Genomic DNA, 20,386 nt, shown 5'->3' on the forward strand with positions numbered 1-20,386 from the left:
CGCGCGGCCGGCGCCTGCGGAATCCGCCGGTGGGGTGGTCAGTCGGCGGCGACGGTGACGGTGCATCCGACACCTCCCGGGCAGCTCAGCAGCACGGTGACCGCACTGTCGACGGCGATCCGGGCGACCGCCTCGCCGCCGTCGTCCGGCTCGACCTCGGAGCGCACGGTGAGGTCGGCGTCGCGGGGCGCCGGCGCGCGCACCACGAACGGGCGACCACTGCGCAGCACGAGTGTCCGCAGCTCGCCCGGGTCGGCGACCCGCACCGCGCAGCCGCCGACGAAGCTCAGCACGTCGCCGGTACGGTCGCAGTCGGCCCGCACGGTTGCCGGGTCCACGCTCGTGCCTGCACCGGCGAGCCGGCCCAGCCGCTCGACGACCCCCGGTGGATCGTCCGCGCGGCCCTGGTCGCCGCCGGAGACGCCGACGGCGAGGACGAAGAACGCCACCAGCAGCGCCGCCACTGTCACCAGCACCACCTTCTGCCGACCGCTCATCGCTGCGCGACCGCCCCGGTCACCTCGGTGAAGCGGATCTGGTCCACGCCGGCGAAGTACCTGTCGACGCCCTGGGTCTTACCCACGGCGACAAGCGTGAGCGTGTGCCGGCCCGGTCGGAGCCGGACGGTGCCCACGTCGGTGAAGTCCTGCAGGACGACCTTCGGCGTGAAGCCGAAGAAGGTGCCGCCGAGTTGCGCGCCGTCGACCTGCCAGATCGTGTTGGCGTAGTCGAACGACGTGGTGCGCGTGGTGGAGAAGCGCCAGACCGCCTCGGCGGGCAGGTCGACTGTGAGACTCACTCGGTCGCCGGGCGCCAGGCCCGTGAAGAACAGCTGCTTGTCGCCCGACCAGGTCACGGCGCAGCAGTTCGGTTGCGCCCCGACCGCCGCGGCGGTCTTCGCCGGGGACTCCACCCGGGCGCCGTCGACAAGGCTCTCCGCCTCCAGTGTCACCACCCGTGGCGCCCCGGGTGACGGGGTGCCGTCGGGCCGGGTCAGCAGGTAGCCGACCACGCCGCCGACCACGAGCACCAGGGCCACCGCCGCGGCGATCCACGGCCAGGGCGTCCGTTTCGGCGCGGCCACCGCCGTGACCTCGTACGTCACCCGGCCGCTGGAGCGGGAACTCTCCTCCGGCGCGGTGTTCGCCGAGTACGCGAAACCGGTCATGTCGTAGCGGCGCGGCGCGGTGCCCGCCGGTACGGCGAGACGGACCAGGAAGGAGACCGAGCCCTGCCCGGGGACCACCCGCTGCGGCTCGGTGACAGTGAACCAGGCCCGCTGGCTGCCCTCGCCGGGGGCCACGTCGAAGACCACGGTGTCCGGCGCCAGCTGGGGATTGGAGACGGTGAAGGTCAGCTCGCCATGGTTGGCGGGGTCCAGGGTGAACTGCGAAGCGGCGGCGACGACTGTCCATTCGGTGGTCATGACGGCTCCTCTGCGGTCGGTGCCGCGCTCGGGGTGGTGGCTGGCGGCGAAGCGGCGACGACGATCTCGGCGGTGGTCGACGCGGGCTTCTCCGCCTCGACGATGCGGGTGATCACGGCGAGTTGACCGGCGGCGGCCGCCGGTACCCGCACCACGATGTGGAAGGGCCGCTCGTCGGGTTCGTCGATGACGAAGCCCGGCGACCCGGTGGCCAGCTCCAGGGCTCGGCGCAGCCCGTACGGGGTGCCGCGCCACCGGGCCAGCAGCGCGGCGTTGGCCACCAGGTCCCGCAGCCGGCCCACCGGCAGCGGCAGCGGGGCGTCCGGTCGGGGCGAGGCCACCACGTGGTCCATCGCCACCCAGCGGGTCAGCCGCACGACCAGGTGGTCAGGTGCCCGGTACGGGTCGAACAGGGCGTCCACCTCGGCGAGGATCGCCTCGTCCGGAGCGTGCAGCCCCTCCATCACCTCCAGCAGCGCCCAGAGCACGCTGCCCGGCACGCATGCCCGCTGGTAGGCGGCGGGCAGCAGCCGCTCAATCGCCGAGCGTCGCATCCTGGCGCACCACCTCGATGTCGTGCTCGCCGGAGCAGAGCAGCCACGTGTCCGGGACGGTCACCACGTCGGCGGTGGCCTGGTTGGCGCTGGCGGTCCAGTTGACCGCGTCGGCGCTGCGGTACACGCCGCGCTCACCGCAGGCCAGGACCAGGCGGTCCGCGGCCGTCGGAGCGACGGTCGCCGGGCCGCTCACGGCGACGGCGTCCACAGGCACGAACCGGGTCCGGTCGCGCAGCGGCAGGCCGCAGTTGACCGACACCGACTGCCACTGCGGCTGGGCCGCCAGGGTGTCCAGCCGCAGCACCCCGCCGCTCTGCGTGGCCGCGAGGGCCTGCCCGCCGGCGAACGCCAGGTCTCGGCAGGTGCCGCCGACCCAGCCGGCCTGCACGGTCTGCCACTGCACGTCGGACTCGAACAGCCGGGTGCGGTGGCAGCCCTGGCCGGGCTTCTTCGGGTCCGGTTCGCCGGCGCCGCTCCACAGCAGGGTGGCCGGGCCGTCGTACTGCACGGCGAGGACCCGGTTGTCGACGTTCGAGAGCCCGACGTGCGCGAAGCTGCCGGGTCGGCCGCCGGCCGTCGACAGGTACACCCCGAAGCTGGCCTGCGCCGCCACCGCCACACCGGGCGCACCCCGCTCGGAGACGAACGCGCGTACCGCGTAGAAGCCCCGGTCGGCGTCGGACGGGTCGACGAGGATCTGCAACGGCACCGCCCCGGGCAGCAGCGACACCTCGTACAGGCCGGTGTCGGTAGCCACCAGCAGCGCGCCCGCGCCGTCTCGGTCGATCCACGCCACGTCGGAGATGCGGGAGTCCAGGTCGGTGAGCAGCGACCACGTCTCGCCCAGGTCGGTGCTGAGGTGCACCCGGGAACCGCCGGACTCGCGCAACGTCACCACGGCCACCGATCCGGGACGCGGCACGATGCCCGGGCGCACCGGTGCGGGCGCGGGCGCCACCCGCAGCACCGTCTCGTCGTCGAACCGGCCGGCCGGCTCCCAGCCGGCGCCCGCGTTGCTGGAACGGAACAGCACCGGGCCGCGCCCGGCGTACCAGGTGCGCGGTTGGTACTGGTCGACGGCGAGGGCACGGACCCCGGCGTCGGGCGCCTCGTCGACCACGAAGCGCACCGACTCGACGTAGCGCACGCCCGGCTCGGCGTGCTCCAACAGCCGGTACACGTTTGACGCACGCAGCGGCTCACCGAAGGACCACCCGGTCGGGTTGAGCGCGGTGGGCAGCGGGCTGAGCGTCTGGTGCAGCCGATCGTGGATGCGCCGCCGGACCGCGTCGACGTCCTCCTCGCGGCGCACCACCACCCGGGCCCGCACCGACACCGCCTTGAACCGGGCCCAGGTGGCCCGGGAGCGGATGCCCACCATCCGGCGCTGTTCCAGGTCCCCCTCGACGCGGTGGCGTGCCTCGGGCATCTCGTGCTCGCGCAGCACCGCCACCGGCAGCCGGCCACCCGGGCGGGCCGTCAGCGGCACGTACGGCACGAGCACCACCTCGACCTCACCGGGCCGGGCGAAGCTGTACACGGCCGAGCGGGTGAACGCCCGCGCCCTGGCCACCGCGCCGGAGCTGGTGGCCAGCACCTCGAAGTCGCGGGCGGTGACCGCGCGCTGCTGGGCGAAGAACTCGTACGGGCCGCGCAGCAGCACCGAATCCAGCGCCTCCATCTCCCGGCCGCCGGCAGCGGGCGCGGGGTTGTCGACACGTACCCCGGGCAGTGGGTCGCGCAGGCTGGTCAGCGTGCCGGCGGCCACGTTGCCGGTGGGGCCGCCGCCGGCCCGGTACCAGAGGCGTACCTGCCGCCCGGCCGGCGGCACCGCCGCCACCGTCACCACAGCGCCCGGCCCGGCGGGCTCGCCGGGACCGGTGGGCGGTCGCAGGTCGAGGGCCGGGGAGAAGGTGACGGTGCCCGAGCAGCGGTCGACGAGGTACGCCTTGGCCTGCGGGCCGAGCCCGGCGAAGCTGTCCACCGGCTGCCAGATCTCGAACGTACGGCCGTCGTGCTCGCGGGCCGCCGCCCCCAGCTCCACCGAGCCGGCCGGCACCTCCACCCCGAGCAGCAGGTCCAGCGGCTCGCCGGTGTGGGTGAGGGGGGCGTGGGCCGCCCGCAGCACCTGGCCCGGCTGGCCGGTGCCGACACCCAGCAGCTCCGCCGCGACGGGCTCGCAGTGGTGCATCCGGACCGTCACCGACGCCTCCCCGGCGGCCAGCACCGCCGGTTCGGTGGTGACGAACACGACCGGTCGGGGATCGGCGCCGCGTGCCGCCGCGACCCGCAGGCCGGCCGGGATCCGCACCGCGCCCCGGTCGGTGCCGGCGCGGGTGAACACGACGTCCGCCCAGGCCGCGGTGGGCGCGTGGCGTGCCACCCCGAGCAGGTTCAGAAACGAGACGTACGCCTTCTCCGGCAACTGGTTCAGCCGGTAGATCATCACCTCGGTCAGGTGCGCGAACGCCTCCACCAGCGCCATGCCCGGGTCGTGCGCCGACAGGTCGGTCCAGGCGGGGCAGGACTGTTGGATCCGCTCGCGGGCCTCGGTGACGAGGTCGAGGAAACCACGGTCGTCCAGGTGCGGAACGGGCAGCGTCATGACTGTCCTCCCGAGTCGTCGGCGGGGAGCAGGTCCACGGAGAACACCAACTGCCCGGGCGTCAGGCTGGCCCGCACCCGGTAGTCGAGCCGGATCACCAGCCGCCACGCGTCGTCCGGGTCCGGCCCCGCGTCGGTGTCGATGACCTCGACACGGGGCTCCCACCTGGCGATGGCCTGCCGGACGTAGTGGATGGCCAGCCCGGCAGTCGTGTCGTCGTTGGGCGCGAAGATCAGCCGGTGTAGCCGGGAGCCGTACCCGGGTCGCATCAACCGCTCGCCCGGCGTCGTGGACAACAACAGAAACAGCGCCTGGCGTACGCTCTCGTCGCCCTCGGTCATGGCCAGGCCCCCGGCCGCGGTGAGCGCCAGCCCGCCGCCACGGCCGGCGTCGAAGCCCGCGCCGACGAAACGGAACGCCCTCATCGGTCCGCCGCCAGGAACTGCTGCCGGGGGTCGCGGACGGTGTGGTGGACCGCGCCCGGTGGGGTGCCGTCGGTGAAGCCCTCCAGGTGGGAGAGCACCACCCGGTGCCCGTCGACGCGCAGCCAGTCGCTGTAGCCGACCCGGACGGTGAGCGTCTTTCCGCACGGCTTGATGGTGGGGCCGTAGTTCGGGCAGGCGATGATCTTTCGTCCCTCCGGGTCGTCGTCCACCAGCACCGGCACGGCGGTGACTGTCACCCACCGCTGCGACGGCTGGTTCTCGACCCGGCCGTCGTGGTCACAGGTGATCACCGAGTCGCGGTGGATCCAGCGCATCAGCCGCCTCCTTCGTGGTGGGCGCGGGCAAGCGAACGGGCCTGCTGCGCCGCGGTGGTCGGGTCCTCGGTCGCCTCGGCGTGCAGGAAGTCCACGCTGCGGGCGCGGATCACCATGGCCCGGCCCGGCGCGGAGATCACCAGGTCGCTCGCCGCGTGCAGGGTGGCCAGGTCGGGGGTGAGATCCAGGTAGCTGCCGCCCTCGGTGGCGAGCCGCAGGCTGCGCTGGACGTCGTCCACGACTATCGACTGCCCGCCGGCGGTCCGCAGCGACCAGCGCCGGGCCTTCCCGTCGTCGACACCCGCGTCGTACGGCTCGACGGCCCCGAACAGCGAGCCCAGCACGATGCCCGAGGCCGGTTCGCCGCCGGGCAGCACCACCAGCACGGTGTCGTCCGGGTCGGGGAGCGCCACCAGGCCCTTGCCCCGCCCGGCGCCCGGGCAGAGCACACCGAGCCAGCCGGCGTCCAGGTCCCCGTACGCCGGCAGGGTCAGGCGTACCCGGCCCAGTCCGTCGGGGTCGGCCACGTCGGTGACGGTGCCGAGGGTGACAGTGGCGCCGCCCGCCGTGCTCGGGGGCGCGGTCGGCGGCACCGTCGAGAATCGGGTCAGGTGCCCGTCGCCGTCGACCGTGTGCACCACCTCGGTCAGCACGTACGCCCCGGCGAGCGGGTCGGGCACACCCGTCAGGTCGATCCGCCGGCCCGGCCGCAGCGCCGGATCGCCCTCGGCGACCCCCTCGGCGGTGGCCAGCGCGGCAGCGCGCAGGTCGAGTCGCGCCTGAGCGAGGGCCGCCAACTCGTCGTCGCTGCGCCCCGGCTGGTCGACTGCGGTGCGTACCCCGTCGGCGCCCACGTCGGCCGGGTCCGGCCGGTCACCGGCCGGGCGGCCGCAGCGCGCCTCGTCGGCCTGCTGACTGATCGGCTCGGCCCGCTGCGGATGCCACCCGAGCGCGGCGCTGGCGCCGCTGGCCCGGTCCGCGTTCGTGGACAGCCGCAGGGTGTGCACATTCGCGCCTAGGGTCAACGCGACGGGCTCCCCGTAGCCGGCGAGGGTGACCAGCCGGACGTCGTCGCCGTCGACGGCCAGGTGCAGCCCGGCCCGACCGGTGACCTCCCGCAGCAGCTCCAGGTCGCTGTGCCGGTGCTGGAGCAGCCGGTCCAGCCGCGGCCCGTCGCTGTCCGCCATCACGGTCAACCCCACCTCGCCGCACAGCTCACCCGCCAGCTCCGCCGCCGTCACCGAGGTGAAGACCCGCAGGTCCTGCCGCTTGCGCAGCCGGTGCAGCGCGTCGTACGCCCGCAGGCGCAGCACTGCCGCCCCGTCGGCGGCGTACTCGACCTCCACCGCGGTGACCTCCCCGGTGAACAGCGCGTCGGAGTGCTCGGCGAGCCGGACGTCGAGGGTGGTGCCCGGCCGGGCCGCCGGGTCGAGAGCGCCACCTCCGGCGGCGGTGGCGAGCACCAGCTCGGCCTGGGTGGGCTGGTCGAGTCGTGCGGCCACCCGCAGTGAGCGGATCCGCTGTCGGGCCGTGGCGTTCAGTTCCACGCCGTCCAGCAGGACGGTCAGCGCGCGGGGCGCGACGCTTGTCATGGCGTACTCCCCGAGCCGGTGCCGAGTGGCGTGCCGCCCGGGTTGGTGCTGGCGGCTGTCGTACCTGTCGGGGTGGCCCAGCTCGCGGTGGCGATCGACGCGCCCACGAACGACGCGCCGGCACCCACCGCGCCGGCCACCGCCCGCGCCATCCCGGCCAGCGTCGACTCCGGCCCGCCACCGCCCGAGGGGGGCGGGGGGACCGCGAGGGTCGTACCGGCCGGCACCGCGAGCGGGTCGGCGATCCGGTTGTGCTCGGCCAACAACCGCCACCGCAGCGGCGACCCGAGCGCGTCGTTGGCCAGCAGGTCGAAACGGACCCCGGAGCGACCCGGCTCGGCGGCACCGTCACCGGCGGCGACCACGGCGCTGCCCGGTGCGGCGGACGGGGTGCTCACCGCGGCCAACTCCTCGGCGAATCCCGCCTGCGCCTGGTCGGCCGTCTCGGCGGCGCGGACCAGCTTCAACCGCAGCCAGGAGCGCCGCGGCGAGCCCGTCCCGGTGAACGCGTCGAACCGCTCGGCCACCGCGACGATCACACCTGGCACGTTCCACGTCTTGCCCCAGACCAGCCGCACCAGCGGCGGGCGCAGCCACCCGTGCTCGGCTGTGGAGTTCTCGGCAAGCATCCACAGCGGCCGGGTGAGCACCCGTACGTCGGCGGGGCGGACCTGCGCCTGGACGAAGTCGACGTCGAACAGCAGGTCCAGCACCAGCTCCGTACGACCGCCGCCGGTGAAGACCAGCGGATCGTCGGCCAGCCCCGCCCCGGTGAGCTGCCCGCCACCCGCGCCCCGAGAACGGACACCGGCGAGCCGGGTCACCTGCACGGTCTCCGGGTTGAGCAGGCAGTCCACCCGCTCCCCGGAGGAATCGATGAGGAAGGCGACGCGTTCCATCAGCCACCCGCCTGTTCCCGATCCAGGCGGTCCACGTGGCCCGCGTCGAGTCCCGCCCCGGGCACCGTCCACAGCGGCCCGTCATCGGGCAGCGCCGGCCACCTGTCGACGGCAGCCGCCTCGACCGTCGACGCCCGGAACGCTGTCGCGCGCGGGTCATGGTGGCCGCGCTGGTCGTGCTCGTCGCGGTGGTGCCCGGCGTGCCGCGTACCCCGATCGCCCGCCGCCTCGCCCGGCAGGTCGGGCCACAACCCACGCCCGACGGCACGCCGGTCGTCGGTGCCAGTAGGAGATCTTGGTAGGAAAGTGCCCCGGGAGGGGCCGGAATCTACCAAGATCTCGCTCGGCTGGGTCTGGCTTGCGCGCACGGGCGTGACGTCGTCCCGCCGTGTCGGTGTCGCGGGGGCGGACCTTGCCGACACCGCCGACTGCGGTGCCGCGTCCCGCCGAGACGGTGAGCGACGGCGCCAACCGCCCAACAGCCGACCCGGCAGGAGGCGACTCCGGTCCGAGGACGACGCCACTGAGCCACGCCCGCCAGAAGCCCGAATGGCGTCGTCGACGCCACTCGGGTTGGCGCTGCTCGGGTTGGCGCTGCTCGGGTTGGCGTCGCTTAGGGTGGCGTCGCTCGGGAGGGCGCCGCCGATCCCCGAACGGCCCGTTCGGCCGGTCGCACCGGATGGCCGGCCCGACCTTCCGAACTCACCCGTTGGCCGCCCGTCCCGCTGCCCGGCCCGCCGCCCGTCCGGACGGGCGACGTCCGCCCTGCTGGCGGCGTTCGACCCGTCGACCGTCGGCAAGCCGTCTGCTGTGGCGAACCAGTCCGCCGCGCTCAGGTTGCCTGCTCTGCTGCGGTCCTCGGCCGTGCCGAGCCCGTTCGCAGGGTCGAGCCCGTCCGTCGTGCCGAGGCCGCCTGTCGTGTCGAGGCCGGCCGCCCCTGGGCCGCGCCCGCCTCGACGACCGCGACCGCCCTCACCACCGCGACCACCCTCACCACCGCGACCGCCCTCACCACCGCGACCGCCCTCGCCGCTGCGACCGCCCTCGCCGCTGCGACCGCTGCGACCGCTGCGATCATCGGATTGCGTGGCCGTACCGGGCGCACGCAGTCCGGCCCGGTCGCCGGGGGACCGGGACCACTCCCCGACAGAGCCGAGCCGCGCCTCCATCGTGGACGGCCGAGGGTCGGTCGAGGCCATGCCATCGGCGTCGGACCCACTCGGGTGGTCGTCGCGGCTGCCTGCCCGGTCGGCGGTCGGAGGGGACGGGTCGAGGTCCAGTTCGCGCAGCAGGCCGGGGGCGTGGGCGGCGACCAGGTTCAGCCAGTGCGCAGGCGGCTCGCCGAGACGACGTGGCGCCTCCGCGGGCACACCTGTGGTCTCGACGCGGCCGGCGAGGCGCTGCGCCGCGTCGGCCGCCGAGCGCAGCCGACCGGCGAGCCACCTACGCGGGCTTCGGCGCGGCGGCACCGCCGGTCTCCAACTCCAGGCCCTCGTAGCGCAGCGTCAGCGACGCGATGGCGATCTCGTGGCTGATCGTGTTGAGGTGCGCTCCGCGCCACCGGGTGGGCCAGGCGTCGATCAGGTTCCAGCGCAGCACCTCGGCGGTCCCGGCGGAGTCCAGCAGCACGACCGACACGTTGCGGCGGTTGAGGGTGCCCTGGGCGGTGGCGTTCACCCAGTCCCACAGCTCGCGGGACGCGGTGAGGCCGAAATGCAGTGTCACCGGCTCGTACTCGGCCTGGCCGGGGACCATCCGCGTCGGTCCGGGGCCGTGCTCGCGGTACGGCTGCCCGGGGATGTTCACCTCCAGACCGCTCATCTCGGTGAAGTGGCCGTTGGTGACGCCGTTGATCAGGAGCCGGAAGTTGTACGCCCGGTACGGGTCGACCGGGGCGCCCGGCTGCGGGGTGGCTGTGGTGGGCATGTGTCAGCCTCCGATCGTCTCGGTCTCGGTGCCGCCGGCCCACTGGCTGAGCTTGAACACCACGAACTCGGCGGGCTTGACGACGGCGATGCCGATGTGGGCGATCACCATGCCGGCGTCGCGGACGTCCACCGGGTTGGTCTCCTCGTCGCACTTGACGAAGAACGCCTCCTCGGGGGTGCGCCCGAGCAGCGCCCCGTCGCGCCACACCCGGGTGAGGAACGCACCGATGTCGCGCCTGATCGAGCGCCAGAGGGTGAAGTCGTTCGGCTCGAAGACCATCCAGCGGGTGCCGTTGGCGATGGCCTGCTCGATGGAGATGCTGAGGCGTCGTACGTTGAGGTAGCGCCACTCGCTGGCCTCGGCGGCGAGCGTACGGGCGCCCCAGACGCGGATGCCCTCGCCGGCGAAGTAGCGGATCACGTTGACGCCCTTGGGGTTGAGCACGTCGTGCTCCGATCGGGTGACCAGGTAACCCAGGTTGACGGCGCCGCGGACGGGTTCGTTGGCCGGCGCCTTGTGCACGCCGCGCAGGGCGTCGGTGCGCGCCCAGATGCCGGCGAGGTGCCCGCTCGGCGGGGTGAGTTCCAGCTCCCCGCTGATCGGGTCGCGCACCTGGAGCCACGGGTAGTAGAGCGCGCCGTACTCGGACTGGCGGGGTCGGTAGGCAGGCCCCTCGGGCCCACCCGAGCCACCCGGACCAGCGGCGCCTGCGGACCCAGCGCTGCCGGTGCCGGCGCCACCGCCCGGGCCGTCGCTCGGCTTGGGCGGCTTGCCGGACGACGGGGTGGCGACCCGGGTCAGCGCGGAGATGTCGTCGATGTCCGGCGCCGGGTCACAGATCGCCACCATGGTGCGGGTGCGCTCGGCCATGCTGAGCAGCGCCTCGTGGGACACCACGTCGTGAAAGCCCGGAGCGGCGATGATGGAGATCTCGTCGATGGCCTCCAGCAGTTGCAGGCCACCGCGTCGCTGGCCGGCGCCGGTGATGGCGCCGCCCTCGCCGACGTTCACCACCCAGCAGCGGGCGCCCCCGTTGTCCAGGAAACCGAACACGGCCCGGGCCAGCGGGGTGCTCTCGATCTCGTCCCCCTCGGCGAACAGCCGCAGGAACTCGGTCCAGTTGTTGACAGGTACCGCCTTGCCCAGGTGGGCGCCACGGTTCGGGGCGACGCCGACGAACGCGGCGATGCTGGTGCTCGCCGGTCCGATCGGTCGGGCGCCGCTGGGGACCTCCTCGACGTAGATGCCGGGGGAGAAGTAGCTGGGCATCGGTCCTCCTGTGCGGGTGGGCGTCAGTGGGTCGGTGGCGCGCAGACGATGACGATGTCGTCCTCGCCCGCGTCGACGTCGGCGGTGAGCACGAGCCCACGTCCGCGCAGTCGCAGTCGTACCGGGCCGGGGTGTTCGGGGTCGTGCGGGACCCCGACGAGAAGGAACCGGCCGTCGGGGCCGGTGCGGGTCGCGGACGCCGTGCCGGGCAGCTCGACGCGCATCGCGGCGAGCGGCTGGTCCTCGGGGCCGACCACCCGCCCGGCGAGGGTGCGCATCGAGAGTTGCCGCAGCCGCAGCGGTTGCAGGACCGGCGGCGCGGCCGGTGTCGGGTGGTCCACCTGCGCCGGCACGTCGATCAGCAGCGCCGGGCGGGGCACGGCGCCGAACGCGCTCCACAGCGGCGCGTCGCCGGCCTCCAGCACCACCGGGTAGCTGCCGTCGCTGGTCGCGGCGGTGAGCACCCGGTCCAGGAGTGCCGGCCCGGCTGGCCCGGCCACGCAGAGCAGGTGGCGGACCGTGAACCGGTACGGCTCACGAACCGCGCCGCTGGAGCGTGTCTGCTGGGCCGGGCGCAACTCCAACGGCCACAGGGTCAACCCGTCGACGTCGCCGTACGCGCGGGGCGGTCCGATCGGGACGGTTGTCCCCGCCGCGCTGGTCAGCCATGCGGCCAACTCGGCGGTGGCCGTCTCGATCGGTCCGCGCCCGTCGGTGGTCATCGCGGCGGCGTCCCCTGGATCCGGTACGCGATTGCCTCGTTCCACACGTGCGGGTAGACGCCGATCTCGAAGTAGCGGGTGAACCGGTTGATCGGCGCGTTGGTGTGGTCGTGGTAGAGCAGCCAGATCGGCGCGATGGTGAACAGCACGTAGTTCGCCAGCACCAGCGGGATGTAGAGCGGGCCGAGGAGACGTCCCTGGAAGATGTGGACGTCCTCGTGGCGTTGGATGCCCGAGCTGGAGCCGGCGCAGACCGTGCCGATGGTGGTGGCGTAGCGGGGTGAGACGCCCTCGACCACGCTGACCCGGCCGCTGGCCGACGAGGTGGGCCGGTCCAGCGAGTGCCCGAAGATCAGGTGCACGGCCAGGTAGATCGCCCCGACGGCCGTGTTGAGCAGGCTCCACGTGTGGTCGACGACGAAGAGGAAGATGCCGCGGGCGTCCGCCGCGTACACCCCGGCGGAGGTGACCGCCCAACCGAACACCGCGCCGACCAGCAGGCCCACGACGGCGCCGATGAGCAGGCCGACCGGGCCACCGGCCAGGAGGCCGAGGGTGGCGCCGAGAGCCACCTGGATCGCCGCGCTGAGAATTCCGAAGATCATGACGTCGCTCCTCAGACCCACGAGCGGAAGAGACGGGGCTCGCGACCGCTCGCGAGCTGGGGAGGTGTCGCCTGCCGGTTGCCGGGCGGGAACTGGCTGACGCCGAGCGCGGCGGAGAAGATCACCAGCGCGTTGAAGAACGCGATGATCCACTTCTCGCCGCCGGCCTCGTCGGCGAACGCCGCGGTCAGGTAGGACAGCAGCAGCGCGATGGCGATGGCGATCCACTTGCGGAGCTTGTCGCCGCTCGGGCCGATGAGCCCGCCGATGACGTTTGTGGCCAGCAGGGTGGCGGCGCTCGCGCCGGCGATGGTCCCCAGGGCGGCCCAGGTGAAGAGATCGTTCATGGCGATCCCCCTTTTCTGCGATGGTGCGACCGGGATGTGGTGGTGGTGCGGGCCGGTCGCCGTCGTCGCGGGCGGCCGGGGCCGGACGTGGCAGGCGGGGCCGGCCACCGGATGGATCAGCCGGGCCCGGGAGCGCCGGCGGGTGGGCCCGGCGCTGTCGGCCCGGGTGTGGTCGGCCCGGATGCGGTCGGCCCGGATGCGGCCGGCGCCGTCGGGCGACGGCGACGCAGCAGGAGTACGCCCACCGCTGCCAGAACCAGCAGGAGGACGACACCGCCGACGACGAGGACCCAGGGGAACCCGCCGTCCTCGGTGGCGGCGACCGGCGACGCCGACGGTCGGGGCGGCGCCTCGGCGACGGCGCGCAGCTCGGCCGGTTTGGGTTGGTTGGCGTCCACCTTCCACGTCACCGACCGACCGTTGACGGTGCCATTGGTGTCGATCACCCGGCCGGGAAATGTCACCGAGATCTCGAACGACATCAGCGTGAGGAACGCCTGCTGCTGCTGCGGATTCTGTTGGGCTACTTTTCCGCCGTACTTCTTCGGATCGAGCGGCAATGTGAAGCGGTAGAAATCGCCGTCTCGGACCAGTTTGACGCTCTCACTGTCGAAGCCCGCCAGCGGCGCCTTACGGTAATTGATCTGGCTGCCGAAGAATTTGCCGTCCTCGTAGCCGGTCTCCTCGCCGGGAGGCAGTGCGGGAATGTTCTGCCGCAGCTCCGCGAACGCCAGCGAGATGTTCTTGTTCCGGGCGGTCAGCACCGACTTCTCGGCGGTCAGCAGCAACTGCCCGTCGACCGTGTCGTCGGCGTTGACGGTGAGCCCCATGTTGAGCTGCATGCAACCGCTCAGAACGGCGAGAAGAAGGAGACACGCCGCGACGCGGAGTGCCCTGCCGCGGTTAACTCTCCTGTTCATGGGGTCAGTGTGTGTGATCGATTTCACCATCGGCAGTCAATGATCGGTCACATTGCAGTCGCCGATTGTACCGGTGGACTGTCGCCTTTACCCGGGGCCGAAAATCGCGCAATTGACTAAACTGGAGTTTTGCGTCCGCCGCGCCCGACTCCGATCTTTGCGGCTTGAGTTCAGCCCTGCGGGGGTCGCCAGTCGGCGGACCACGTCATGCTCCGCAACAGCGCGCGGGGCGGGGTGAGGCGCAGCGCGGCGGCGCGGACGGCGAGCGCGACGGGGTTGCGCAGTTGCTGGCCGTACCGCCCCGCGCGCAGCGAGGCGCGGGCGATGGCCTGAGTGCGGGGGCGGCGCTGCTCGTCGTACGCCGCCAGGGCCGCCGGCAACCCGTCCGCGCCGCCGGAGCAGGCCGCGCCGAGCACTACCGCGTCCTCGATCGCCTGGCCGGCGCCCTGCCCGAGGTGCTCGACCGCTGGCTGAGCACCGGCCGCAGCCGGACGCTGGCCCGCTACGCCTGTCTGCTGGAGGCGGTCCACCGCCCCGAACTGCGCGGAAACTGAGCTCGTCGAGCAGCCCGGTGAGCGGCTCCCTCGCGCGATGGTGAACGATCGCGAGGGGCGTACCGGGCCGCCGTGAGCGTGGACGGCCCGGCACAGAGTCGAGGTGGCGGGAGGTGGGCGATGGCGTGGTTCGGGGGCCTGCGGGTCGCCGGTCACCGGCTGCGGCAGGGGTGGCGGCCGGTGCTGGAGGCGACAGTCGCGGCGACAGTCGCCTGGCTGCTCGCCACCCGCCTGCTCGGGCACCCGCAGCCCTTCTTCGCGCCTGCCGCCGCGCTGATCGTCCTCGGTCAGGCGCGCGGTCAGCGCATCCGCCGAGCCGTCGAGGTCGTCCTCGGGGTGGCCGCCGGGGTGCTCGTGGCGGACCTGGTCGTGCAGGCGCTCGGCCCCGGCAGCACGTGGACGGTCGGCACCGTCATCCTGCTCACCGTCCTGCTCGCGGTCGCCTTCGGCGCGACAGGCGTGACCCTGGTCCAGGCCGCGGTGTCCGCGCTCTACCTGGTGGTGGTCGCGCCGCCGGACGGCTCACTGGTGCCGTTCCGCTTCGTCGACGCGCTTGTCGGCGGCACGGTCGCCCTCGCCGCCAGCCTTCTCGTCGATGCCCGGCACCCGCTCGCCCCGCTCGTCGCCGAGGTGCGCCGGACCTTCGACGAGCTGGCCGATCTGCTGGGCGGGATCGCCGACGCGCTGGACGGACGCGACGAGGCGGCGGCGCTGGCCGCGCTGACCCAGGCCCGGGGCATGGACGCCCGGGTCGGTGGACTGCGCGACGGCGTGCTCGCCGCCGGTGAGGCGCTGCGGCTCAACGTGCGTCGCCGCCGGCACATCGGCCGGCTGCGGTCGGTGGACGAGTCGATCCGACAGACCGACTACGTGGTCCGCAACGTCCGGGTGCTGGCCCGCGCCGGGGTGACGCTCAGTCGACTGCGGACCCCGACGCCGCCCGAGCTGGGCGAGGCGCTGCGCTGCCTGGTCGAGGCGGTCCGGGAGGCCGGGGCGGCGCTCGCCGCCGACCTGGACGGGCAGGAGGAGGCCGCCGACCGGCACGCCGTCCGCGCCGACGCGGCGGCGCTGGCCGCCGTCCGCACGGCCGGGCGGCTCTTCGGGTCGACCCAGACCCTCCCACTCGCCATGATCATCGGTCAGGTCCGGGCGACGGCCATCGACCTGCTGCGGGGCGTGCACCCCGACGACGACGCGGCCGTCCTGGCCCGCGTGGACGAGGCCCTCGGTCTCCCCGCCGTCTGACCCCGACCGGTAGCGGCCGTCAGGGTGGGCCGGTGAGCCACTCCGTGGCGCTCGCGCGGATCGGGGCGGGGAGGTCGTGGCCGCCGGGGAACTCCTCGTAGGTGACGTCGTAGCCGAGGCCGCGCAGGTGCGGCACGAAGCGGCGGCTGCACACGTCGATCGGCAGGACGCGGTCCTCCACCCCGTGCGACACGAAGATCCGCGGCCGGCCGCGGGTGACCGGCGGCGCGGCGAAGCCGGGGGAGAAGGCCAGCACCGCGTCCACCAGGCCGCCGTTGGCCAGGCCCAGAGAAAGGGCGTACGACGCGCCGTCGGAGAAGCCGCCCAGCGTCACGTCGCGCACGGGATAGCCGTCGAAGGCGCTGGCCAGCAGCGCGTCGATGTGCTGCACGTCCACCCCGAAGCCGCCGGCGATCAGGTCCCAACTCGCCGCCGACGACTGCGGGGCGACAAGCAGCAGGTGGTGCGCGTCCGCCACCGGCAGCAGCAGGTCCAGGCCCTGCCGCGCGGAGCCGCCCGCCCCGTGCAGCAGCACCACCAGCCGGTACGCGGCGCCGTCGGCCGCCGGCTCCGGCACGTACGTCATCGCCGGCCGGCCACCGTCACCGCCGGGCAGCGGCACCAGACCGGTGGGACCTGACAGCACGGGCGGGTGCGGACGTGTGGTCAACAGGCCGTGCCGGGGAGCCGGCGCGGAGTTGGACACGGGTCACCACTCCTCGCGGTCGACGGCAGGTGCGAGGCGGTTACCCGACCGACCGCCGGTTAACCGGCGGTCGGCGCTCAGGCGCTGTCGCGGGTCACCAGGGCGGACGGAAAGAGGGTCACCGGCGCGGCCGGGCGGCCGGCCAGCACGGCGGTGGCCGCCGCGGTGGCGATCCGGCCCACCGGGTGGCTCGCGGTGGTCAGCGCCGGCGCGGTCATGCCGGCCAGCGGGATGTCGTCGAAACCGGCCACCGCGACGTCACCGGGCACCCGCACACCGCCGTCGCGTAGCGCCGCGATGACCCCGAACGCGGTCTCGTCGCTGATCGCGTAGATCGCGTCCACGTCCGGCCAGCGGCGCAGCGCCTCGCCGGCCGCCGCCCGGCCACGTGCCGCCGTGAAGTCGCCGTCCACGACCCGCTCGGGCAGGCCGGCCTGGCGCATCAGGTGGCGGTACGCCTGCACGGGGCGCCGCGAGCACGGCAGCCACGCCGGGCCGGTCACCATGGCGATGCGGCGGCGGCCCGTCGCGTACAGGTGGCGCAGCACCGCGCCCGCGCCGGCGGTGTTGTCGACGTCGAAGGACGGCACCTCTGCCGAGCCGATGCCGATCGAGGCGACCCGGCCGTGCAGCGACCGGGGTACGGCGTCCAGCAGGGCCTCGGTGGTGTTGACAAGCACGACGCCGCACACGCTGCGGTCGGCGGCGAGCTGCTCCAGGGCGCGTGGGTCGCCGAGCGGCAGCCAGTGCAGCGCCACCCCGACGCCGGCCGGCGCGCACACCCGGGCCGCCGAGCCGACCACCCGGTGGACGTACGGGTCGTCCAGCACTGCCGCGCTTGTCGCCGCGGCGGCCACCACCAGCCGTACGCCGCCGCCGCGAACCAGCGCCCGGGCGGCCGGGTTGGGCACGTAACCGAGCTGGTCGGCGGCCGTCACCACCCGCTCCCGGGCGGCCGGCGAGGCGAACCCCGTCCCGGCGATCACCCGCGAGGCCGTGGACCGGGACACCCCGGCGGCCCGGGCGACGTCATCCAGAGTGGCCGGCCGGTGTGCCGCTGCCGTCATCGTGACCCTCCCCCCGGCGCCCACCCGCAGCGGGCGTACGCCTGCCAGGAATCATCCCCCGACCTGCGTGTCGTCGGTAAGGGGTGGTGGCCCGCTTGTGGTGGTAGCGCTCTCAGGTGTGCGATCGTGCCAGGAGATCACCCCGAGGAAGAGGAACCACAGCTGTGAGCGCCCCCACCAGCCCGGCCGCCCCCGACACCACAGTTCCGGCAGGCATCGTCCGGCTCGCCCGCAACGGCGTCGCCGTCACCTTCACCCTGAACGGCCTGGCCGTCGGCAGCTGGTTCTCGCGGGTGCCGGCCGTCCGCGAGGCGCTGGACCTCTCTGCCGGGCGCCTCGGGCTCCTGCTGCTGGCGATGAGCGTGGGCGCGCTGCTGGCCATGCCGACCTCCGGTCTGCTCGCCCAGCGCCTCGGCTCGGCCCGCAGCGTGACGATCGCCACCGTGCTGGTCGCGGTCGGCCTTGTCGTGGCCGGTCTCGGCGCGACGGTCGCCGGGTCGGCAGTCGTCGTCGGGCTGGGGCTGGTGGCCTTCGGCTACGGCTCCGGTGCCTGCGACGTGGCCATGAACGTCGAGGGCGCGACTGTGGAGCGGCGGTTGGGGCGTACCGTCATGCCCCGTTTCCACGCGGCCTGGAGCCTCGGGTCGGTGGCCGGCGCGGGCCTCGGCGCCGGTGCCGCCCGCCTGGACGTGCCGGTCGGCGCGCACCTCGCCGCGGTGGCGGTGGTGGTGCTCGTCGGCACCGTGCTCGCCTCCCGGATGTTCCTGCCCCAACCGGCCGTCGACGCGGCCAACCAGACGGCGGACACCAGCCCGGCCGGCCGCCGCCGCGCCCAGCTCGCCGCCTGGCGTGAGCCGCGCACCCTGCTCATCGGGCTTTTCGTGCTGGTGGCCGCATTCGCCGAGGGCAGCGCCAACGACTGGCTGGCTGTCGCCTTCGTCGACGGTCGGGACCTGAGCGAGGCGGCCGGAGCGGCGGTCTTCGGCGTGTTCGTCGTCGGTATGACCCTCGGGCGGACCGTGGGCACCGTCGCGCTGGACCGCTGGGGTCGGGTGCCGGTGCTCAGCGGCACCCTCCTGCTCGCCGCCGCCGGCGCCACTCTGGCCGTGCTTGCCGGCTCCGGGCCGGTTGCCATCGTCGGCGTCGCGCTGTGGGGCCTCGGCGCGTCGCTGGGCTTCCCCGTCGGCATGAGCGCGGCGGCCGACGAGGAGGCGCACGCGGCGGTGCGGGTCAGCGTGGTCGCGGTGATCGGCTACACGGCTTTCCTGGGCGGGCCGCCGCTGCTGGGCCTGCTCGGTGACCACGTCGGCACCCTGCGGGCGCTGCTGGTGGTGCCGCTGCTGCTCCTGCCGACGCTGGCGCTGGTGCCGGCGCTGCGCGCGCCGCACACCGGCGAGCCGGCGCCGGCGGCGCGGGAAACGGCCGACGAGTCGGCTCCGGCAGCACGATAAAACTAACCCGGATCGGGGTTCGGCGGTATCGGGTGCGCGGCCGAGTGCGCCGCGTGCCCGCGCTGGCTACGGTCGCCCGATGCCAACCGACGAGATCACCGCCGCCGCGGCGGGCAGCTGGACCCTGGGCGACCGCACCGTGCATCGGATGGGCTTCGGCTCGATGCGGATCACCGCGAACCCCGACCGGGACCGGGCGATCGCGGTCCTGCGTCGTGCCGTGGAGCTGGGCGTCAACCACATCGACACGGCCGCCTTCTACGTCTCACCCGGTGGCACCCTGCGGGTGGGCACCGGCCCCGTCCGCTACGCCACCGAGCTGATCCGGGCGGCGCTCGCCCCGTACCCCGAAGACCTGGTCATCGCCACAAAGGTCGGCTTCGGCTACGACCCGGTGACCGGATTCGCCGAGGCGGTCACCGCGGAACAGCTCCGCGCCCAGGTCGAGGAGAACCTGCGCCGCCTCGGCCGCGACCAGTTGGACGTGGTGAACCTGCGCCTGGGCCGGGGACCCGGCCCGGTGCCGTTGGCCGAGCGGTTCGGCGTTCTCGCCGAGCTGCGCGCCGCCGGCCTGATCCGCCACCTCGGGCTGTCCGGCGCCCGGCTCGAGCACCTGGACGCGGTGGCGGACATCGCGCCAGTGGTCTGCGTGCAGAACAACTACGGCGTGGACGCGTACCGGGAGCAGGACGCCTTCGTGCACGCCTGCGGCGAGCGGGGCATCGCCTACGTGCCCTTCTTCGCGCTGGCCGGCACCAATCGGGAGGCGGGCGCGGGCGCTGCGCAGGGCCCGGCCGTCGAGGCGGTCGCCCGGGCCCACGGCGTCACCCCCCAGCAGGTACGCCTGGCCTGGACGCTGCACCAGGGCCCGCACGTCCTCGCGATCCCCGGCACGGGCGACAAGGCCCACCTGGAGGAGAACATAGCGGCCGCCGCCCTGCGCCTAACGCCCGAAGACCTGACCCACCTGGGGTGAGCCCTGTCCCCGGCCCACCAGCCCGGTGATCATGAAGTTGTTGTCGTCGATGTCGGCGTGTCGTGCCGCTAACTTCATGATCACCGGAGCCAGACCCGGAGGGGGCCTGCGGGGAGGAAGCCGGCTTGGCGGGCGGGTGGTAGGTCGGGGGCCGTCTCGTAGCCGACCAGGGCGACGCCGGGCCGGGTGGCGACGACCCCACGCCAGATCGCGGCGGGGTCGCCGGTGTTGGCGAACAAATTGGAGACGCCGGACGGGTCGTCGCCGCTGACCACCGCCCCGCCGACGACCGCGCCCCGCTCGTCGTGGCGGGCCAGCACGCGGACGCGCGGGACGGCCAGCAGCGCCGGGCGGAACAGCTCCCCGCCGCCGTGCGCGCTCGCCCAGGCCGCCAGCCCTTCCGCGCTGGTGACCGGGGTGAGCGGCGGGTCGGTGAGCGGATCGGTGGGCGGGCGGTGGATCCAGTGCGCCTCGAAGAGCACCCGGAACCCGTACGCCGAGAGGTCGAGGTCGGCGAAGCTGTCCTTCACCGACGCGCCCGCCCCGGCGTCGATCCGCGCCAGCAGCGCCTCGGGGTCGACGCCGGGGCGCAGGGTGACCGCGTCGGGATACCACTGCGGGGAGCGGCGGGGCACCGACCACGCGTCGGCGTCGATCCGGCCGGTCAGCCCGTGGCTGGCGCACACGGCGGCGCACCAGTGCGCGTTGTCGTACGCCGCCGCCTCTCGCACGTCAGTCGACACGTCCGGCAGCCTA

General features: G+C 74.1%; 23 protein-coding genes. 5 read left to right on the forward strand and 18 right to left on the reverse strand.

Annotated elements, in window-relative coordinates; translation table 11 throughout:
- Positions 1-38: 38 nt before the first annotated feature.
- Genes ACGFIE_RS07170 through ACGFIE_RS07205 form a run of 8 tightly spaced genes read right to left on the reverse strand, consistent with a single transcriptional unit; the run spans position 39 to position 7,839 of the window.
- On the reverse strand, positions 39-497 hold the full coding sequence (locus ACGFIE_RS07170; protein WP_393291966.1) for a hypothetical protein: 459 nt from the start codon (positions 495-497) through the stop codon (positions 39-41).
- A complete protein-coding gene (locus ACGFIE_RS07175) occupies positions 494-1,426 on the reverse strand; it encodes a hypothetical protein (RefSeq protein WP_393291968.1) in 933 nt (310 codons plus the stop codon). The genes ACGFIE_RS07170 and ACGFIE_RS07175 overlap by 4 nt, the downstream gene beginning before the upstream one ends.
- The gene (locus ACGFIE_RS07180; protein WP_393291971.1) at positions 1,423-1,980 is read right to left on the reverse strand and encodes a phage tail protein; all 558 of its coding nucleotides are present in this window, start codon (positions 1,978-1,980) and stop codon (positions 1,423-1,425) included. The genes ACGFIE_RS07175 and ACGFIE_RS07180 overlap by 4 nt, the downstream gene beginning before the upstream one ends.
- Positions 1,961-4,588: a putative baseplate assembly protein gene (locus ACGFIE_RS07185; RefSeq protein WP_393291973.1), complete on the reverse strand. Its 2,628-nt coding sequence runs from the start codon at positions 4,586-4,588 to the stop codon at positions 1,961-1,963. The genes ACGFIE_RS07180 and ACGFIE_RS07185 overlap by 20 nt, the downstream gene beginning before the upstream one ends.
- Positions 4,585-5,013 carry a GPW/gp25 family protein gene (locus ACGFIE_RS07190; RefSeq protein WP_266243029.1) on the reverse strand — a complete coding sequence of 143 codons (429 nt, stop codon included), beginning with the start codon at positions 5,011-5,013 and terminating at the stop codon, positions 4,585-4,587. Before ACGFIE_RS07190 ends, ACGFIE_RS07185 begins: the two co-directional genes overlap by 4 nt.
- Entirely contained in the window at positions 5,010-5,348 is a 339-nt protein-coding gene (locus tag ACGFIE_RS07195) for a hypothetical protein (protein WP_363681527.1), read from the reverse strand. Before ACGFIE_RS07195 ends, ACGFIE_RS07190 begins: the two co-directional genes overlap by 4 nt.
- The gene (locus tag ACGFIE_RS07200) at positions 5,348-6,940 is read right to left on the reverse strand and encodes a contractile injection system protein, VgrG/Pvc8 family (protein ID WP_393291976.1); all 1,593 of its coding nucleotides are present in this window, start codon (positions 6,938-6,940) and stop codon (positions 5,348-5,350) included. The genes ACGFIE_RS07195 and ACGFIE_RS07200 overlap by 1 nt, the downstream gene beginning before the upstream one ends.
- A complete protein-coding gene (locus tag ACGFIE_RS07205) occupies positions 6,937-7,839 on the reverse strand; it encodes a hypothetical protein (protein WP_393291978.1) in 903 nt (300 codons plus the stop codon). Before ACGFIE_RS07205 ends, ACGFIE_RS07200 begins: the two co-directional genes overlap by 4 nt.
- A 35-nt stretch (positions 7,840-7,874) precedes the next feature.
- On the opposite strand from ACGFIE_RS07205, the gene ACGFIE_RS07210 reads away from it, so the two are divergent.
- Complete coding sequence (locus ACGFIE_RS07210) at positions 7,875-8,141, forward strand: hypothetical protein (protein ID WP_393291980.1); 267 nt, start codon at positions 7,875-7,877, stop codon at positions 8,139-8,141.
- Positions 8,142-9,282: 1,141 nt separating this feature from the next.
- On the opposite strand, the gene ACGFIE_RS07215 is transcribed toward ACGFIE_RS07210, so the two are convergent.
- From ACGFIE_RS07215 to ACGFIE_RS07245, 7 genes are all read right to left on the reverse strand, one after another.
- Positions 9,283-9,765, reverse strand: a complete 483-nt coding sequence (locus ACGFIE_RS07215) for a phage tail protein (protein WP_393291982.1) — start codon at positions 9,763-9,765, stop codon at positions 9,283-9,285.
- 3 nt (positions 9,766-9,768) lie between these two features.
- Complete coding sequence (locus ACGFIE_RS07220) at positions 9,769-11,037, reverse strand: phage tail sheath family protein (protein WP_393291984.1); 1,269 nt, start codon at positions 11,035-11,037, stop codon at positions 9,769-9,771.
- A 23-nt stretch (positions 11,038-11,060) separates the two neighbouring features.
- Positions 11,061-11,759 carry a carboxypeptidase-like regulatory domain-containing protein gene (locus tag ACGFIE_RS07225; RefSeq protein WP_393291986.1) on the reverse strand — a complete coding sequence of 233 codons (699 nt, stop codon included), beginning with the start codon at positions 11,757-11,759 and terminating at the stop codon, positions 11,061-11,063.
- Complete coding sequence (locus ACGFIE_RS07230) at positions 11,756-12,364, reverse strand: glycine zipper family protein (RefSeq protein WP_393291988.1); 609 nt, start codon at positions 12,362-12,364, stop codon at positions 11,756-11,758. The genes ACGFIE_RS07225 and ACGFIE_RS07230 overlap by 4 nt, the downstream gene beginning before the upstream one ends.
- Before the next feature lie 11 nt (positions 12,365-12,375).
- Complete coding sequence (locus ACGFIE_RS07235) at positions 12,376-12,711, reverse strand: hypothetical protein (RefSeq protein WP_393291990.1); 336 nt, start codon at positions 12,709-12,711, stop codon at positions 12,376-12,378.
- 116 nt (positions 12,712-12,827) lie between these two features.
- Positions 12,828-13,553 (reverse strand): LppM family (lipo)protein, encoded by a 726-nt coding sequence (locus tag ACGFIE_RS07240; RefSeq protein ID WP_393291992.1) that lies wholly within the window; start codon positions 13,551-13,553, stop codon positions 12,828-12,830.
- A gap of 248 nt (positions 13,554-13,801) precedes the next feature.
- Positions 13,802-14,047, reverse strand: a complete 246-nt coding sequence (locus ACGFIE_RS07245; RefSeq protein ID WP_393291994.1) for a hypothetical protein — start codon at positions 14,045-14,047, stop codon at positions 13,802-13,804.
- A 39-nt stretch (positions 14,048-14,086) separates the two neighbouring features.
- Between ACGFIE_RS07245 and ACGFIE_RS07250 the strand changes: the two genes are divergently transcribed.
- Together ACGFIE_RS07250 and ACGFIE_RS07255 are read left to right on the forward strand one after the other, a co-directional pair.
- Entirely contained in the window at positions 14,087-14,185 is a 99-nt protein-coding gene (locus tag ACGFIE_RS07250) for a hypothetical protein (RefSeq protein ID WP_393291996.1), read from the forward strand.
- Positions 14,186-14,305: 120 nt separating this feature from the next.
- Positions 14,306-15,430 carry an aromatic acid exporter family protein gene (locus ACGFIE_RS07255; protein ID WP_393291998.1) on the forward strand — a complete coding sequence of 375 codons (1,125 nt, stop codon included), beginning with the start codon at positions 14,306-14,308 and terminating at the stop codon, positions 15,428-15,430.
- Positions 15,431-15,449: 19 nt separating this feature from the next.
- On the opposite strand, the gene ACGFIE_RS07260 is transcribed toward ACGFIE_RS07255, so the two are convergent.
- Together ACGFIE_RS07260 and ACGFIE_RS07265 are read right to left on the reverse strand one after the other, a co-directional pair.
- Positions 15,450-16,136 carry an alpha/beta hydrolase gene (locus ACGFIE_RS07260; protein WP_393292000.1) on the reverse strand — a complete coding sequence of 229 codons (687 nt, stop codon included), beginning with the start codon at positions 16,134-16,136 and terminating at the stop codon, positions 15,450-15,452.
- Positions 16,137-16,213: 77 nt separating this feature from the next.
- Entirely contained in the window at positions 16,214-17,203 is a 990-nt protein-coding gene (locus ACGFIE_RS07265; RefSeq protein ID WP_393292002.1) for a LacI family DNA-binding transcriptional regulator, read from the reverse strand.
- Positions 17,204-17,367: 164 nt separating this feature from the next.
- Between ACGFIE_RS07265 and ACGFIE_RS07270 the strand changes: the two genes are divergently transcribed.
- Together ACGFIE_RS07270 and ACGFIE_RS07275 are read left to right on the forward strand one after the other, a co-directional pair.
- Positions 17,368-18,654, forward strand: coding sequence for an MFS transporter (locus tag ACGFIE_RS07270; RefSeq protein WP_393292004.1), 1,287 nt, complete (start codon positions 17,368-17,370; stop codon positions 18,652-18,654).
- A gap of 79 nt (positions 18,655-18,733) precedes the next feature.
- A complete protein-coding gene (locus tag ACGFIE_RS07275; RefSeq protein WP_393292006.1) occupies positions 18,734-19,630 on the forward strand; it encodes an aldo/keto reductase in 897 nt (298 codons plus the stop codon).
- 80 nt (positions 19,631-19,710) lie between these two features.
- Here the strand turns inward: ACGFIE_RS07275 and ACGFIE_RS07280 are convergent, their stop codons facing one another.
- Positions 19,711-20,373 (reverse strand): hypothetical protein, encoded by a 663-nt coding sequence (locus ACGFIE_RS07280; RefSeq protein ID WP_393292009.1) that lies wholly within the window; start codon positions 20,371-20,373, stop codon positions 19,711-19,713.
- Positions 20,374-20,386 lie beyond the last annotated feature (13 nt).

It is taken from the genome of Micromonospora sp. NPDC049275 (assembly GCF_043197115.1).
In the GTDB taxonomy this organism is placed as follows: domain Bacteria; phylum Actinomycetota; class Actinomycetes; order Mycobacteriales; family Micromonosporaceae; genus Micromonospora.